This window comes from Solibacillus sp. FSL K6-1126 (genome assembly GCF_038003445.1).
Lineage (GTDB): Bacteria > Bacillota > Bacilli > Bacillales_A > Planococcaceae > Solibacillus > Solibacillus silvestris.
Window position 1 is genome coordinate 2,796,169 of the sequence record NZ_JBBOPD010000001.1, and the last position, 16,441, is coordinate 2,812,609.

15 protein-coding genes are annotated in these 16,441 nt (G+C 39.4%); 2 read left to right on the plus strand and 13 right to left on the minus strand.

Going from position 1 to position 16,441, the window contains the following annotated elements:
- Positions 1-120 precede the first annotated feature (120 nt).
- Complete coding sequence (gene hisA, locus MHH44_RS13915) at positions 121-882, plus strand: phosphoribosylformimino-5-aminoimidazole carboxamide ribotide isomerase (RefSeq protein ID WP_340799519.1); 762 nt, start codon at positions 121-123, stop codon at positions 880-882.
- 97 nt (positions 883-979) lie between these two features.
- Here hisA and MHH44_RS13920 read toward each other — a convergent pair whose 3' ends face one another.
- The 9 genes from MHH44_RS13920 to MHH44_RS13960 form a co-directional block, all read right to left on the minus strand.
- Positions 980-1,873, minus strand: coding sequence for a manganese catalase family protein (locus MHH44_RS13920; protein ID WP_008407669.1), 894 nt, complete (start codon positions 1,871-1,873; stop codon positions 980-982).
- A 65-nt stretch (positions 1,874-1,938) separates the two neighbouring features.
- Positions 1,939-2,145, minus strand: a complete 207-nt coding sequence (locus MHH44_RS13925; protein WP_231918654.1) for a YuzF family protein — start codon at positions 2,143-2,145, stop codon at positions 1,939-1,941.
- Between the two features lie 70 nt (positions 2,146-2,215).
- Positions 2,216-2,662, minus strand: a complete 447-nt coding sequence (dtd, locus tag MHH44_RS13930; protein ID WP_008407671.1) for a D-aminoacyl-tRNA deacylase — start codon at positions 2,660-2,662, stop codon at positions 2,216-2,218.
- A 22-nt stretch (positions 2,663-2,684) separates the two neighbouring features.
- Positions 2,685-4,880: a RelA/SpoT family protein gene (locus MHH44_RS13935; RefSeq protein WP_008407672.1), complete on the minus strand. Its 2,196-nt coding sequence runs from the start codon at positions 4,878-4,880 to the stop codon at positions 2,685-2,687.
- A 196-nt stretch (positions 4,881-5,076) separates the two neighbouring features.
- On the minus strand, positions 5,077-5,589 hold the full coding sequence (locus tag MHH44_RS13940) for an adenine phosphoribosyltransferase (RefSeq protein ID WP_008407673.1): 513 nt from the start codon (positions 5,587-5,589) through the stop codon (positions 5,077-5,079).
- Positions 5,590-5,605: 16 nt separating this feature from the next.
- Positions 5,606-7,927: a single-stranded-DNA-specific exonuclease RecJ gene (recJ, locus tag MHH44_RS13945; protein ID WP_340798870.1), complete on the minus strand. Its 2,322-nt coding sequence runs from the start codon at positions 7,925-7,927 to the stop codon at positions 5,606-5,608.
- A 218-nt stretch (positions 7,928-8,145) separates the two neighbouring features.
- A complete protein-coding gene (locus tag MHH44_RS13950; RefSeq protein ID WP_340798871.1) occupies positions 8,146-8,511 on the minus strand; it encodes a LapA family protein in 366 nt (121 codons plus the stop codon).
- 106 nt (positions 8,512-8,617) lie between these two features.
- On the minus strand, positions 8,618-10,891 hold the full coding sequence (secDF, locus tag MHH44_RS13955) for a protein translocase subunit SecDF (protein ID WP_340735386.1): 2,274 nt from the start codon (positions 10,889-10,891) through the stop codon (positions 8,618-8,620).
- A 215-nt stretch (positions 10,892-11,106) separates the two neighbouring features.
- Positions 11,107-11,415, minus strand: coding sequence for a post-transcriptional regulator (locus tag MHH44_RS13960; protein ID WP_008407679.1), 309 nt, complete (start codon positions 11,413-11,415; stop codon positions 11,107-11,109).
- A gap of 132 nt (positions 11,416-11,547) precedes the next feature.
- On the opposite strand from MHH44_RS13960, the gene MHH44_RS13965 reads away from it, so the two are divergent.
- Positions 11,548-13,017 carry a putative polysaccharide biosynthesis protein gene (locus MHH44_RS13965; protein ID WP_231918638.1) on the plus strand — a complete coding sequence of 490 codons (1,470 nt, stop codon included), beginning with the start codon at positions 11,548-11,550 and terminating at the stop codon, positions 13,015-13,017.
- On the opposite strand, the gene MHH44_RS13970 is transcribed toward MHH44_RS13965, so the two are convergent.
- From MHH44_RS13970 to queA, 4 genes are all read right to left on the minus strand, one after another.
- On the minus strand, positions 12,997-13,638 hold the full coding sequence (locus MHH44_RS13970) for a DUF421 domain-containing protein (RefSeq protein ID WP_008407683.1): 642 nt from the start codon (positions 13,636-13,638) through the stop codon (positions 12,997-12,999). The two genes, MHH44_RS13965 and MHH44_RS13970, sit on opposite strands and share 21 nt — an antisense overlap.
- Before the next feature lie 97 nt (positions 13,639-13,735).
- Positions 13,736-13,996 (minus strand): preprotein translocase subunit YajC, encoded by a 261-nt coding sequence (yajC, locus tag MHH44_RS13975; protein ID WP_008405239.1) that lies wholly within the window; start codon positions 13,994-13,996, stop codon positions 13,736-13,738.
- Positions 13,997-14,125: 129 nt separating this feature from the next.
- Positions 14,126-15,283, minus strand: a complete 1,158-nt coding sequence (gene tgt, locus MHH44_RS13980; protein ID WP_008405238.1) for a tRNA guanosine(34) transglycosylase Tgt — start codon at positions 15,281-15,283, stop codon at positions 14,126-14,128.
- A gap of 116 nt (positions 15,284-15,399) precedes the next feature.
- Positions 15,400-16,437, minus strand: a complete 1,038-nt coding sequence (gene queA / locus MHH44_RS13985; protein WP_014823347.1) for a tRNA preQ1(34) S-adenosylmethionine ribosyltransferase-isomerase QueA — start codon at positions 16,435-16,437, stop codon at positions 15,400-15,402.
- Positions 16,438-16,441 lie beyond the last annotated feature (4 nt).

Here is a 16,441-nt window from a genome sequence, read left to right on the forward strand (position 1 = left end):
ATACCGATTAAAGCATGTCCTACAATAATGCAAAGAAGCCATTACGTCTGATTTTTCTATTAATTTAGTACGCTAAAATGTTATGATGATAATAGAATGTTAGAGAAAGTAGTGACGAACATGAATTTTAGACCTTGTATTGACTTACACGATGGAAAAGTAAAGCAAATTGTCGGAAGCACACTTGGCTACGAAAATAAAGAAGTGGTTGAAAATTTCACTTCTGACCAAGGCGCCTCGTATTACGCTTCATTATTTCTGCAAAACAAACTGACGGGCGGACATGTCATCATGCTTGGTCCCGGCAATGAAGAAGCGGCAATTTCTGCTTTACAAACTTACCCGAACGGTCTTCAAATAGGTGGCGGTATTACAGCCGACAATGCACAAAAATATATTGATGCTGGTGCTTCACATGTAATTGTAACATCATATATTTTCCATGACGGCCAGCTTGATATGGACCGGCTGGAACAATTAGTAAAAAAAATCGGTAAAGAAAAACTTGTCCTGGATCTGAGCTGTCGGAAACGTGACGGTAAATGGTATGTTGTAACTGACAAATGGACAAAATTCAGCGACTTTGAAGTTAATGCGCAGTCAATTAAAGTAATCGAAGAATATTGTGACGAGCTGCTCATCCACGCGGTTGATGTAGAGGGAAAACGCAGTGGCATGCAGGAGGATTTAGTACGTGACTTGGCAGAATGGACATCGATTCCGACAACGTATGCTGGTGGTGTACGTTCAATTGACGATCTGAAAAAGTTCGAATCACTTTCAAATGGAAAATTGCATGTTACAATCGGCAGCGCCCTTTCTATTTTCGGCGGTGACCTCGACTTCCAAACAGTAGTGAACTATTGCGAAGGTATTGAATAGCCTAAAAAGATAAAGATTTTTCAATGAATACGGTAAGAAACGGATATTTTAAACAGCGAACACCCATCTTTCTCTCAGAGAAAAATGGGTGTTTGTATTACATATTGAACATAAGACGTTTCGCGATCATCTGGAACTCTTCCGGACCGATACCCGGTGCAAACTCTTCCGGCAATTCATCTAAATCCGGCATTTTTGCACCTTTTGGCGTGCCCTCTTCAACAATGAGTGGTGCATTCGTTGTCGGATGTGTCCCTTTCCATATTTTATTAATATCCTGGTAATCCCCTACGTAATTCCACGTAAACAACACATTTCCATAACCACGTTCTTCGTATTTTCTTGCGTGGTCAAATACATGATTGTCAAGGCTAGGGATTGGAAGCATCCGAGTTACATCCACACCTGTCGCCATTTCCAGTGCTTTTGCATAGGCAACAACATGTGTCCCGCCACGCACCAGTAAATATCCGATCATTTCACGGGCTGTCGGATGATCCGTCATCTCATATACCCGCATTTTATGTGTCCGCGCGCCACACTCCAAGAAGAAATTATGCAGTAAATCGAGCACTAAATTCCCGCTCGTAAACACATATTCCCCATTCCATGGCTTACCCATCGAATCAACAGGTAAAGCTGTCTGTGCAGAAGCGATAAAGCTTTGCGTATTGCGCATATTTTTAGCGTTCATCATCGGTGCCAGATTCGGGTTTCCGGAAAACGTCGTATCTTTGCTTAGTAAATTGATTGTCGTCGCTACGAGCTCCACATGTCCAAACTCTTCTGCTGTAATACTCGCAACTAAATCATAAAATGGTTTTAATTTCTTTTTACCACGGAAATTGAATGACTGATACATATAGTTATTCAAAGTCGACATTTCGCCAAACTTACCGCCTAGTAATTCCTGTACTGCACTTGCAGCATTTGCGTCTCCATATTCAACCTGTGGTAAATCAATAAGTAATCGATTGACGCGTTGAAACAATAAAGCACCCCCTAATTGTCATTGTAAGCTTATGACGATTATGGAGTGCGTAGACCTCATTCATTTTATTTTTTTAAAAACGGCATGATCGAGACTATTTTATCGATACGAATATAGAACGGTGTCTGGCAAACATCAAGTACAATATAGTCCGGACAGATTGCTGCCAATATCCCTTGCTGAACACGATTCCCTTCTTGCTGAACGGCAACCATTTGCCCTAAATAATTTTGGATCGCTTCTAGCCAGTACGCGTTCGGATATGCGTTCATTTGAACCAAAAAATCACTCCTTTGTATGCATATTGTACAATATGCGAAAAAGGAGTGATCCGTTCATCGATTATTTACCTTTAGACTCAATCGTGATTGTTACAGGACCATCATTAATAAGCGCGACATCCATCATTGCACCAAAAATACCTGTTTCAACATGTAAACCATTTGCCTTTAATTGTTCGTTAAATGCTTCCCATAACGGCTTTGCTTGTTCCGGTCTTGCCGCTTCAACAAAACTTGGTCGCTTCCCTTTTCGAGTATCGGCATATAGTGTAAATTGGGAGATAGATAAAATGTCGCCGCCTGCTTCAGCAATGGAACGATTCATCTTGCCGTCCTCATCTTCCCAAATACGCAAGTCGGTAATTTTTTTCGCTACATATGCGATATCCTCTTCTGTATCACTATGTGTAATGCCCACTAGCAGTACATAGCCTTTTTGAATAGCACCTGTTACTTGTCCATCGACTGTAACAGATGCCTGTTTTGAACGTTGTAATATTACGCGCATCTTTTCCCCTACTATCTATTGATTAATTAATTACACGCTGAACCGAATAAATATCCGGTAGCTGTTTAATTTTTTCGACAACACGATGTAGTCCTGAAATATTGGTGATGGCAATCGTTAAATGAATCGTGGCAATTTTTTCACGATCCGCACGGCCTGTAACTGCCAATATATTGGTTTTCGCTTCACTGACAGCATGCATAACATCATTTAAAATTCCTGGACGGTCGAATGCAGAAATCTCGATATCTACTGGGTAGTCTTTCCGGATTTGTGTGCCGTCATTTTCCCATTCCACTTCAATTAGACGCTCCAGGTTTCCATCATCTTGGATGTTCGGACAATCTGCACGGTGTACTGAAACACCACGACCTTTCGTAATAAAGCCGACAATATCATCACCTGGTACCGGAGTACAGCAACGTGATAAACGAATTAATAAATTATCGATTCCTTTAACTATAACACCTGATTCCGTCCGTTTTTTCGGTGTCGGGTTATTCATGCTTTTAACGATTTTTTCGAGCGCTTCTTCCTGTTCACGCTCTTTGCGCATTTTTTCTGCCAGACGATTGACGATCTGCTGAGCCGTTATTCCGCCTACGCCTACAGCTGCATATAAATCATCTTCATGTGTATAGTTGAATTTTTCAATAACCCGTTTAATATTTTCAGTTGTTAAGACTTCCTTCATATCAAACTCCTGAGCCTTAATTTCTTTTTCAACGAGTTCTTTCCCTTTAACAACACTCTCTTCACGCACATGCTTTTTGAAAAATTGCTTAATTTTGTTTTTCGCCTGCGAACTTTGGGCAATCTTGATCCAGTCTCGGCTCGGGCCGAATGATTGTTTCGATGTTAAAACTTCTACAATATCCCCAGTTTTTAAAGGCGTATCAAGCGGTACCATTTTACCGTTTACTTTTGCACCAATTGTTTTATTCCCGACTTCCGAGTGAACGCGGTAAGCAAAGTCGATCGGCACAGAACCGGACGGAAGCTCAATAACGTCCCCTTTTGGCGAGAATACATATACCATGTCCGAGAATAAATCAAATTTCAGCGATTCCATAAATTCTGCTGCATTCGACGATTCATTTTGGAACTCCAGAATTTCACGGAACCAAGTCAGCTTTTGATCAATTGTTTCAGCATTTTGTTCAACGGTTTTGCCTTCTTTATAAGCCCAGTGTGCGGCGATACCAAACTCCGCTATTTTATGCATTTCCTTCGTACGGATCTGCACCTCAAGCGGATCCCCATATGGTCCGATGACAGTTGTATGTAGGGATTGGTAAAGATTTTGCTTTGGCATCGCAATATAATCTTTAAAACGTCCCGGCATTGGCTTCCATAATGTATGGATAATCCCGATTACCGCGTAGCAATCTTTAATACTATCGACTAAAATACGTACAGCCAGTAAATCATAAATTTCATTAAACTGCTTTTTTTGAAGGACCATTTTGCGGTATATGCTGTATAAATGTTTCGGACGCCCAAAGATATCCGCTTCAATTTCCACTTCTTTCAGCTGGGAATTGATTTCGTCCATCACGTTATCCAAATAAGCTTCCCGTTCATCACGCTTTTTCTTCATCAAGCTGACGATCCGGTAGTACTGCTGCGGATTTAAATAGCGTAATGCCGTATCCTCCAGCTCCCACTTCACTTTCGAAATTCCTAATCTATGTGCTAATGGTGCGAAAATTTCAAGTGTTTCCTGTGAAATGCGGCGTTGTTTTTCAGCAGGCAAATGCTTTAATGTCCGCATATTGTGTAGACGGTCTGCCAGCTTAATTAAAATCACCCGGATATCCTGAGCCATTGCGACGAACATTTTTCGGTGGTTTTCAGCCTGCTGCTCTTCTTTTGACATGTATTTAATTTTCCCAAGCTTCGTTACCCCGTCCACAAGCTTGGCTACTTCTTCACTAAACTCGTTTACTAGATCTTCGCGTGTCACTTCCGTGTCTTCCACGACATCATGCAAAAATCCTGCTGCCACTGTTTCAGGATCCATCTGCAGCTCAGCCAAAATACCCGCCACTTGTACCGGGTGAATAATATATGGTTCTCCTGAACTGCGGAATTGCTCTTTATGTGCTTCTTTCGCTACCTCATATGCTTTAACAACAAAGGTAACATGTTCTTCGTTCATATAAGATTTGACGAGCTCGAAAACATCTTCGGGCGCCAATATTTGTTCTTTCGCCATTATGAGTCCACCTGTTCTTTCTATTTTCGCTTTAAGTATAAGTTCAATTGTATAAAAGATATCTACTAAATGTAAAGGCACGTGGGCATTTAGTTTTGCAGAAAGTCGAAATTTGTAGAATTATTGAACAGCTTCTAGTATAGAACTCATTGAAAAAAAACTATCCCGCAAAGTTTTTGCAGGATAGTTCAGTGAATTAATATTGAATTAAAGTTTTAATTGGAATATTGTTGATTTTGTTACGGCCATTCAATTCTGTAAGTTCGATAATGAATGCTGCACCTACTACTTCGCCGCCTAATTGTTCGATTAAGCGAACTGTTGCTTCAACTGTACCGCCTGTTGCAAGCAAATCATCACAGATTAAAACTTTTTGACCAGGCTTCACAGCATCTTTATGCATTGTTAATGTGTCTGTACCATATTCCAATCCATAATCTGCAGAGATGACTTCACGTGGAAGTTTTCCTGGTTTACGAACTGGAGCGAAACCGATTTCCAATGCATAGGCTACAGGACAACCAATAATAAATCCGCGTGCTTCCGGACCTACGATGATTTCAGCGCCAACTTCCTTCGCATATTTTACAATTTCATCAGTCGCATATTTATATGCAGGACCATTATCCATGATTGTTGTAATATCTTTAAAGCTGATGCCCTCTTTCGGCCAATTTTCAACTGTTGTTACGTATTGTTTTAAATCCATTCTTCCTATGTCCTCCTCAAGAACTCAATCGTTCATTAAACCATTGCTTGAGTTCGCTGTATGTGGCATATACCAGCTTTTGCTCAAGTTCGATTTGTTGTGAACGCAATTTATATGACGTTGCTTCGGATAATGCTTTTTTCGGTGCATTTTCGTTTACTGTCGTCAAACCATTCTCTATTGTAACAAATCCTAGCTCAAAAAACACTTTTGTCATAAATTTAATTACTTCTATATTTAGTCCGATATGTTCGGATAATTGTCGAATATGTTCTTTCAAGTTAAAAGCCGGACGTTTTTTCAGGAATCCATAATACCATTTAAAGTGTTCCCTTGTCGGCATACCATTAAAATACGCTGATTGGTCTGTATATAAATGTGCATAGATTCGTTCAATTTGAACGTCTTGCAGTAATTTTTCCAATGCGGCTACATTTTCCGGCAAATCGAGCAATACGATATTTTTGTGCAGTTTATCGGTTTCCGTTTCAATTGTGAAATTAATAATTTCTTTCGGAATTTCCTGTTCAAAGTGAAGTTTTGTCTGTTGGGAAAAAGCAATAAAATCAGTTTTTTCCACATGAATTTTAGCAAGCCAGTTTGCGGTCTTGCTTTTCCCACGGTAATCGTACAGCTGCCATTCATTAACCCGAACATCCTGAATCATGAATTGCGGTTTTTTATTCCCCTGCCATTCATTGATTTGCAAATCACCAACCAATGATAATGCAACACCATATGAAATTTCATCATGTAAAAAACCTTTATTGAACCCAATTGCATCAAGAGTACGATACGGATCTTCCAATTCCATTTTCAGATGATTTTCACCGGAACCGATTTTGCGCATCGATTTTACTTTTACATCCTGAATCCCAAAAACCGGCTTCGGAAATTCTGTACCAAATGGAGCCAATTGTCGCAGTTCTTCAATCGCCTCAACGGTAATTTCACTTAGCTCTATCGGAACATCAATTTGCATGTTTTGCACAAGCTGCTCTTCTGTTAAACAAAGTTTGGCCTGTTCGTTTAACCGGGTACGTAATGATGCCACATGTTCAATCGGTAACGTCATCCCAGCTGCCATTGGGTGGCCGCCGAAATGTGGTAAAATATCACGGTTTTTTGCCAACTCATTAAACAGATGGAACCCTTCAATACTTCTTGCAGAACCCTTTGCAATCCCTTTTTCATGATTAAGGGAAAGAACGATTGTCGGACGGTAATATTTTTCGACTAATCGCGATGCAACGATTCCGACAACACCTGGATTCCAGCCTTCCCCTGCTACGACTAGAACAAGGGAATCTTTTAATGAAGCATCATCTTCAATCATAGCCATTGCTTCATTTGTAATGTCTTCCACAATTTTTTTCCGTTCAGTATTTTTATCATTCAATTGGGTAGCCAGTGTATTTGCCTGAAGCGGGTCTTCGCTCATTAAAAAGTGTACTCCCGGTTCGGCACTGCCTAGTCGTCCGATTGCATTCAGGCGTGGGCCAAAATAAAAGCCAACAGTTTCTTCATTGATGTCTTTCTTGTTTGCCCCTGTTGCATCGCAAATGGCCTTTACCCAAGGATTTGGAGAATGCTTTAACGCCTGTAGACCGCGCTGTACTAAATAGCGATTTTCGCCAACGAGCGGCACTAAATCGGCAATCGTCCCCACTGCCACATATTCAAATAGATGATCAGGCAACTCGCCGTACAATGCATGTGCCAATTTAAAGGCTACCCCTACCCCTGCGAGTTCTCCAAACGGATAATGACCTTCTGGCACACGCGGATGGATGATGACGTTGGCATCCGGTAAAATATTACCCGCTTCATGGTGATCGGTAATAATCACATCCATACCAAGCTCTCTTGCCATTTTTACTTGTTCAATCCCGCTTATCCCATTATCGACCGTAATAATTAAATTTACGCCATCTTCATAAGCTTTTTTGAAAAGTTTTTCATTCGGTCCATATCCATGAATAAACCGATCCGGAATGACAAAACTGACATCTGCCCCCAGATCAAGTAAAGCATTTAGCAGCACAGTTGTACTTGTAATACCGTCCGCGTCGTAATCACCATATACCAGAATCTTTTCTCCATTATCCAATGCCTGTTCAATGCGCATAACTGCGTCTTCCATTCCAGCCATTAAATATGGATCATGATACTGGGTTTCATCAATTTTCAGTAATGGTTTTGCCTCTTCTATCGATGTGCAACCACGTGCAATTAAAATTTTTGCTGCAATCGTTGAAATATTCAGCTGTTCACTGAATTGTTTTACTAGCTGCTCATCTTGCTTTGTTATTGTCCATACTTTTTGTGACTGTATCATATATATTCACTTCCTCACGCAGTTCATTATAACGGAAATCTATCATGTTTCCCAAAGTTTCTTCTGATATTACCAGAAATATTGATACGGAAATTTAATAAGTCTGCTAGTTAAAATGACCATACGTTTTCTTAAATGTATCTATTAAACAATAAAAAAGCTATTTGGAACGATGTTCACGTTTCAAATAGCTTCTAAAGATCAGCATCACATATTATCTACTCTTTCTGAATTTTATCGCCGCCCGAAATTTCTTCGGTTATAAATTTGGAAGCACCCTGTTCCCCAAGCTCATTTTTCAGTCGGATAATCTCTGCATCTTTTTCATTAATCAGTACTTGTGCTGCTTCAAGATCTTTTCGAACTGCTTTCATCTGCCTTTTCCCTCCGTACATACGGAATGCCGAAAAACAAAAACTGATGATAAAACCAATTAATACCGACCCTAAAATAACTAATATCAAAGGCCAGCGTGCTTCTCCAAAGACATAATTAACCTGTACGCTATCCACATTAACTGTAGCAAAAATGGCAATAATAAGAGCAAAAATAAGTCCAACTACCAATGTCCATTGAATTTTCATAATGAACCTCCTCTCACGTCTTACTTTAAAAATTTATTCCTTTTTTTCAGTGGGGGTAAACAAAAACCGCATAATTTGCCCGAAAGCAATTACGCGGTTCATATATTTATACTTGTGGCTCGTCTGAACCCCATTGTTTTTTCTCTTTTTTCACAACAGAAGTACCTTTCTTGTCCATTTCACGGCATTTCAGTGAATACCAAACTTGTGCCGCGATACAGATTGAAGAGTAAATCCCTGTAACTAACCCGATTAACAGAGCAATCGAGAAGTTTTGAATTGATGGAGCACCTAGGAAAATAAGTGCAATAACTACAATAATAACCGTCAATACTGTATTTACAGATCGTCCCATCGTTTGACGAAGTGATTTGTTGACAATCAATGCCAGCTCTTCTTTCGTCGTAATTTCTTCGTGACGGTCAATATTTTCGCGGATCCGGTCAAACGTGACAATTGTATCGTTAATCGAATAACCGACAATTGTTAATACCGCAGCGATAAACGTAATATCTACCTCTAGACGCAGCATACTGAAAATAACAATAATGAAGAATACATCATGCAGTAAAGAAACAATTGCCCCTAGACCCATACGCCATTCAAAGCGGACTGCTACATAGATAATGATACCAAGTGCCGCCAGTGCCAATGCATACATCGCATTTTTCGCCAGTTCTTTTCCGACAGTAGCCGATACTGTACTTAAGCTTGGTTCATGTCCGTATTTTTCATTTACCTGCTCTTTAAAATCAAGTACTTGTTGTTGAGAGAAGTCATCTTTATACCGCATTACGGCGATTGTTTGATTATCGCCTGAAATAACAACATCCTCGTTTGCAAAACCGATTTCGTCCAGATAATCCTTCACTTCTTCTTGAACCAGCGCTGTATCGGATTTAATCTCTACACGCGTACCACTCGAGAAATCGATTCCTAAATTCAGTTTGAATATACCGAGAACAACAATCCCTGCAACTAAAATGATTGTAGATATCGCATAGAATTTTTTACGGTTTCCAACGAAGTCCAATTTATCAAATTTCGTTGTTAAATCCAATGAAGTAATTCCTTCATCAATTGAATGCTGTTTTGATCTGCTAATTCCGAACCATGCCGGATTATTGAAGTAACCGCTGTTTACAAGAAGACCCTGCAATACGCGGGAACCCCATACAGCTGTTACAAACGATAGTAAAATCGAAATAATTAATGTCGTTGCAAACCCTTTAACTGAACTTGTCCCGTAGTAGAACAATACGGCAGCAGCAAGTAAAGTTGTCAATTGCGCATCAATGATTGCTGATAGTGATTGTTTTGAACCTAATTTATATGCGTCTTTTACTGAATGGCCAACACGCAGTTCTTCACGAATACGCTCAGCTGTTAAAATATTTGCATCAACGGCCATCCCGATCCCTAATACGATCGCGGCGATACCCGGTAATGTTAATACAGCATTAATACCGTTAAAGACGATTAACACTAAATATGTGAATACCGATAATGTAATAATAGAAATAAACCCTGGTAAACGATAGTAAAACAGCATGAACAGGAAGATTAACAGTACGCCGACTACTCCTGCGAATACTGTATCATTTAAAGCATCTTCACCGAATTGTGCCCCAACCGATGTTGAATAAATCTCCGTTAACTTAACAGGTAATGAACCTGCATTAAGTATAGATGCAAAGTTTTTCGTTTCATCTACTGTGAAGTTACCAGAAATCATAACATCTGTTGTATTTAATACTTGAGTAACAGAGGCTGCAGAAACAAATTTTTGCTCTTCGGGTGGCTTTTTGCTTTCTTCAGCGTAAGAATCTACGCCCTCTTCAAAGTCCAGCCAAACAACTAATAAATTATTCGGTGCACCCATGCTCATGACTTTTTGCGTCACTTCTGCGAATTTCGCCGCATCTTTCAATGTTAAAGTTACAATTGGCTGGTTTTGCTGATCAAATGAAGGCGATGCGCCACCTTCCTTTAAATCTGTCCCATCGAGTAAAATATTATCATTTACATCACGGAAAGTTAAATTCGCTGTACTCGATAATAGCTCTCGAGCAGAATCCTGATCCGCTAAACCTGCAAGCTGTACACGAATACGGTCTTCCCCTTCAATTTGAATGCTTGGCTCACTAACCCCGAATTCATTAATACGATTATCTAATGCCGTAGTCGTATCTGCCAATACATCTTGGGTAATCTTTTGTCCATCAACAAGTGATTCCACTTCATAAAGTACTTCAAATCCACCTTGAAGGTCCAATCCAAGTTTTACATCGTTTAAAACCTTCTCTACCGTTGTGCCCATCCCTGTAAATAGCAATGCTACGACAAGAACGAACGTAATGATACGGTTTGCTAATTTCATTAAAAAATCCTCCTCAATATCACACGAAACGCGGTGTGATGTAAAACGTAAAAATTACCATCCACAAACTATGTATTCATTTCAATAATTTTCTGAATCACTTTTCAAAAATAACAATCCGATAGTTTGAAAAGCACAACACTCTCATTATGAAACAGCTTATGGAAACTGTCAAATTATTACTAGATAATTTATTATATTATTCTTATTTTCCCCTACTCTTTAAGCGGGTGGAACAAACCTTGCAGCTCTTCATTGGAAAGCTTTAAGTTCAATTCATTGCGCTTAAAATCCTTTATTTGCATATAGCTTAACACTTCCGAAGCAGTTGCACCGAAAATGCCGGCTGTCAGCTCATGCAATCGCATATTTTGCACATCTCTTTTGCGCCACACCTTATCAATGCAATATTTCCATAAATCTTGTTCTGTTATCGAATCATATCCATAGTAATGAAATTCCTCGATTTTGTTCGTCAATATAAGCTGTACCTTCTCGTAAAGGCCGAAAAATGGAATTTGCATGTCGATCACTCCTGAACTTAGGTTTTAACTGCGATTACTACTGCATACTTTATTGTATATGAATGAAATTAAATTGAGAAGGGAGAAAGTAGAAGTTATTTGGGCTCATTTCTAAAAGGAACATTATTTTTAATGTTTGTCATATTTATTTCAAAATGTCTCGGGTTTATGTACAGAATGCAGTTTATGCGTATTGCCGGGGAGGAAGCGGTCGGACTCTATATGACGGCTTACCCGACATTTATATTTTTCATCTCGCTAATTCAATTAGGTATTCCGATTGCCATCTCTAAGCTGATTGCCGAATACCATGCGAAACGGAAAACGGAACATGTCACATCGGTAATGAAAACTGCAATCAAAATTTCGGCTATATCAATTATTTTATTTAGCCCATTCATTTATTTTGCTATTCCGTATATCGCAAAAGTGCTTTTACATAATGAAAACCTTATTTTCACTCTTTATATTAGCCTTTTCACAATTCCAATCGTTATTTTTTCAAGCTTAATAAAAGCATATTTACAAGGTTTAGCAAAAATTGCACCAACTGCATGGGCACAGCTTCTTGAGCAGCTTGTACGAATTGGTCTCATTGTCGTATTATTGCCGTACTTCATTTCAGAGTCGCCTGCATTGACGGCAGCAGCCGCTATGGGAATAACAGCAATTGGAGAAGTTTTTTCATTACTGTTTTTAGCGATCTTTTATAAACGCTCGAGTAGAATGTTCAAAAAGGGTTCAACAGGCACTTCCTTTACAAAGCCGATATTTAATATTGCACTGCCTTCAGCGGGCAGTAAATTGTTTGGTACCTTTACATGGTTTTTGGAACCAATCATTTTCTTAAAAGCACTGACGGTTTCAGGATTGGCTGCAGGCGCGGCAACTACATTGTACGGGATCATCTCAGGTGTGCATATACCATTACTCTTGTTTCCGGCTTTCATTCCTGCTGCATTGGCAATTGTACTCATTCCTGCCGTTAGTAGCGCACTAGCCAGCAATAATTACCCGTTGCTGAATAAACGCATTACACATTCATTACGACTATCTTCTTTAATTGGCTGTATGGCCGCTACTGTGTTTTTCATACACGGCGATGAGTTGACTATGGTACTGTTCCATCTTGAGGAAAATCGTGGCTATATGAAAATATTGGCTCCTATTTTTTATTTTTATTATATACAGAGTCCGCTTCATTCCATCTTACAAGCACTAGATGAAGCACAGGCTGCCATGATGAATTCCATCTATGGAGGAATAGGGAAGCTATTTTTACTGTTTTTCCTTGCCTCACAACCCGCCATTCAGGAAAAAGGCGCGATTATCGCTATAGGCTTTGGCGTATTGATTACGTCCTTCTTACACATCGCTTCTATTAGACAGCAGAAAAAGATTAATGTAGGTTTCCGCTTCTTCGTTCTGCCGTATGGTATTTTCATCCTTACTTGTTTTGTACAGCCGATCATTGCTGCCGGAATGCCGCTTATCGTAAGCGTTGCAATTACGATTGGGTTTGTCTTGCTGTTACTGTTCATTACAAAACAAATCCGTTTTAACGATTTCCATTATCTTCGTTCAATATTTTCGCGCTCGTAATTGGACAAACCACTTTCCGTCTTCATAACTGCAGTAGAATATATCTCGTATATTGGGATAACCGTTTACCAATAATTCATGAACGAGCCATTTTTCATCTTTACCAATAATTTTTAAATGTCTTTTGTCAACATAGCCATCCAAAATGAGAGGTAAAATAAATCCGCCCTGATCTTTTTGGTAAATCGATAGCTTTCCGGATTGCTCCAAAAAAGCGTAGGCAACATCCTGCACAGAGCATACTCCCTGTTCACGTAATTGCTGGAGTAAATCATCGAGATTATAGCGCTGCTTTTTCATTTCCGCTTCACAAATATATCCGTCGCGGATAACAAGCGACGGATCGCCTTCAATAAAGTCGCGCAGTTTTTTATTTTTTAATATGAGCCAGGAGTTTAAGTATTGAATCAGAAACAATAAAATAATAGGCAAAACGGCTTTGAAAAACTGCCGATCATAATCGTCCAATGCAATCGCAGCAATTTCACCCATTAACACGAATATTGCCAAATCCACAATACTGAGCTCACCAACTTCACGCTTGCCCATAAGGCGGAAAACAACTAGTAATATAATATATAAAACAATTGTTCGAAATATAATTAATGTATAATCTTCCAATTGATTCACCTCTCATACAATAGCTTGTTCGAAATTGCATGAAAAATACAAAAAAGCTTGTGGAAAATTAAACTCCACAAGCTTTTTTATGTAACGTTTAAACCGATTCTATACGGCCAATTGCTTGGCGTTCGAATTTTAAACGTGTATTTCCGTCAACTAATAAATAGACAGTCGTATCTTCAATTGCATCTACTTCTCCGTGTAAGCCACCTACAGTAACTACTTTATCACCACGTTTTAAGCTGTTTTGCATTGTAGCAGTTGCTTTTTGACGTTTTTGTGCCGGACGAATTAAAATGAACCACATCGCAACAAACATTACGATAATCGGTAAAAATTGTACTAAACCTTCCATTTTCAAATTGCCCCCTTTCTCTATCTCTTTCTCACTTACCTAGTATAGTATAGAATTGCAGGTTTTTGCGCAAAAAACTCTTTTTTTTCTCAAAAAAATTATATTGAATTTCGAATTTCGAACATATTTTTAGAAATTTTTAGCATTCGGTTTATTGTAACCGTACTTCTCAAAGAACTCTTCTTTGAAATCGCCTAAACGGTCTTCGCGGATTGCCTGGCGTACATCTTCCATTAATTTAATAAGGAAGCGTAAGTTATGGTATGACGTTAAACGTAAACCGAACGTTTCTTCTGTACGCAATAAATGACGCACATACGCGCGTGTATAGTTTTTACATGTGTAGCAATCGCAATTTTCATCGATTGGCGTAAAGTCTTTTGCATATTTCGCATTTTTGATGACCATACGTCCTTCAGATGTCATCAATGTACCGTTACGTGCAATACGTGTTGGTAATACACAGTCGAACATATCGATGCCGCGCATTGCTCCATCGATTAAAGAGTCCGGTGAACCGACACCCATTAAATAGCGTGGTTTATCTGCCGGCATCATCGGTGCAGTAAAGTCCAATACTTTATTCATAATATCTTTCGGCTCACCAACTGATAAACCGCCGATTGCATAACCAGGGAAATCGAGCTCTACTAATGCTTCAGCCGATTTACGGCGCAGCTCTTCATATTCCCCGCCTTGAATAATACCGAACAGCCCTTGCTCTTCCGGGCGTTGATGTGCTTCTTTACAGCGTTTTGCCCAACGTGTTGTGCGGTCAACAGATGCTTCCATGTATTCGTATGTTGCCGGGAAAGGCGGACATTCATCAAATGCCATCATAATATCAGAACCTAAGTCGTTTTGGATTTCCATCGCTTTTTCCGGTGATAAAAACAGCTTGTCGCCATTTAAATGGTTTCGGAAATAAACGCCTTCTTCTTCGATTTTACGGAACTTAGATAATGAGAATACTTGGAAACCGCCTGAATCGGTTAAAATTGGACGATCCCAGTTCATGAATTTATGCAGTCCACCTGCTTCTTTCACGATATCATTACCCGGACGCAACCATAGGTGATATGTGTTTGACAGAATAATACCTGCATTCATTTCTTTTAATTCTTCAGGGCTCATTGCTTTTACTGTCGCTTGTGTACCAACTGGCATAAATGTTGGTGTTTCAAAGGAACCGTGTGGTGTATGGACAATACCTAAACGCGCACCTGTCTGTGCACATGTTTTAATCAATTCATAACGAATTGGTGGTTGTTTTGTTGTTTCAGTCATATAAAAAAATCCTCTCGTTTCTAAAGTAAATACAGTACTTCGAATGAAAACACCTACTAAGTTTAGTAGGTGTTGCACAAATTATTATTGTATATAGGTTTTTGTTTAATTGCAAATTACTTAGCCGGACGGATAAACATGGCATCGCCAAAGCTGAAGAAACGGTATTTTTCTTTAACGGCTTGTTCATAAGCGTTCATAATTGTTTCTTTCGAAGCGAGTGCGCTGACAAGCATCACTAATGTTGACTTCGGTAAATGGAAGTTTGTAATCAGGCCGTCGATTGCTTTATATTCATAGCCCGGATAAATGAAAATATTTGTCCAACCATGAGAAGCGACAATTTTACCGTCATTTTTCGATGCAACTGTTTCAAGAGTACGGGTTGAAGTTGTCCCTACCGAAATAACTTTGCCTCCAGCTTGTTTGACACGTTCAATTACAGCCGCTGCCTCTTCTGACACACTGTAAAATTCAGAGTGCATATCATGGTCCTCAATCGAATCCACACTGACAGGTCGGAATGTACCAAGTCCCACATGCAGTGTAATAAATACGACTTCAACACCCTTTGCTTTAATTGCTTCAAGTAATGGCTGTGTAAAATGAAGGCCAGCTGTTGGTGCTGCTGCAGAACCACGCTCTTTCGCATAAACCGTTTGATAACGATCTTGGTCTTCCAACTTTTCACGAATATATGGCGGTAATGGCATTTCACCCAGTTGGTCTAAAATTTCATAAAAAATCCCGTCATATGTGAATTTAAAGGTACGGCCACCGTGATCCAGTTCACCTGTGCAAGTCGCAGTCAACAACCCATCACCAAATGTAACGACAGTGCCTGTTTTAACACGTTTTGCAGGTTTTACTAACGTCTCCCACTCATCGTCATTTGTCTGTTTTAACAGCAACAATTCAATGTTCGCGCCAGTATCTGCTTTAACACCCATTAAGCGTGCAGGTAGTACACGTGTATCATTTAGTACAAGGCAATCCCCTGCATTTAACTCATCTAAAATATGACCAAATGTGTGATGCTCGACTTCCAATGAGTTCGGATTCACTACCATTAAACGACTCGCTGTACGATCCAATAATGGTGTTTGGGCAATTAATTCCTCTGGTAAATAAAAATCAAAATCTTCTACTTTCACGTTC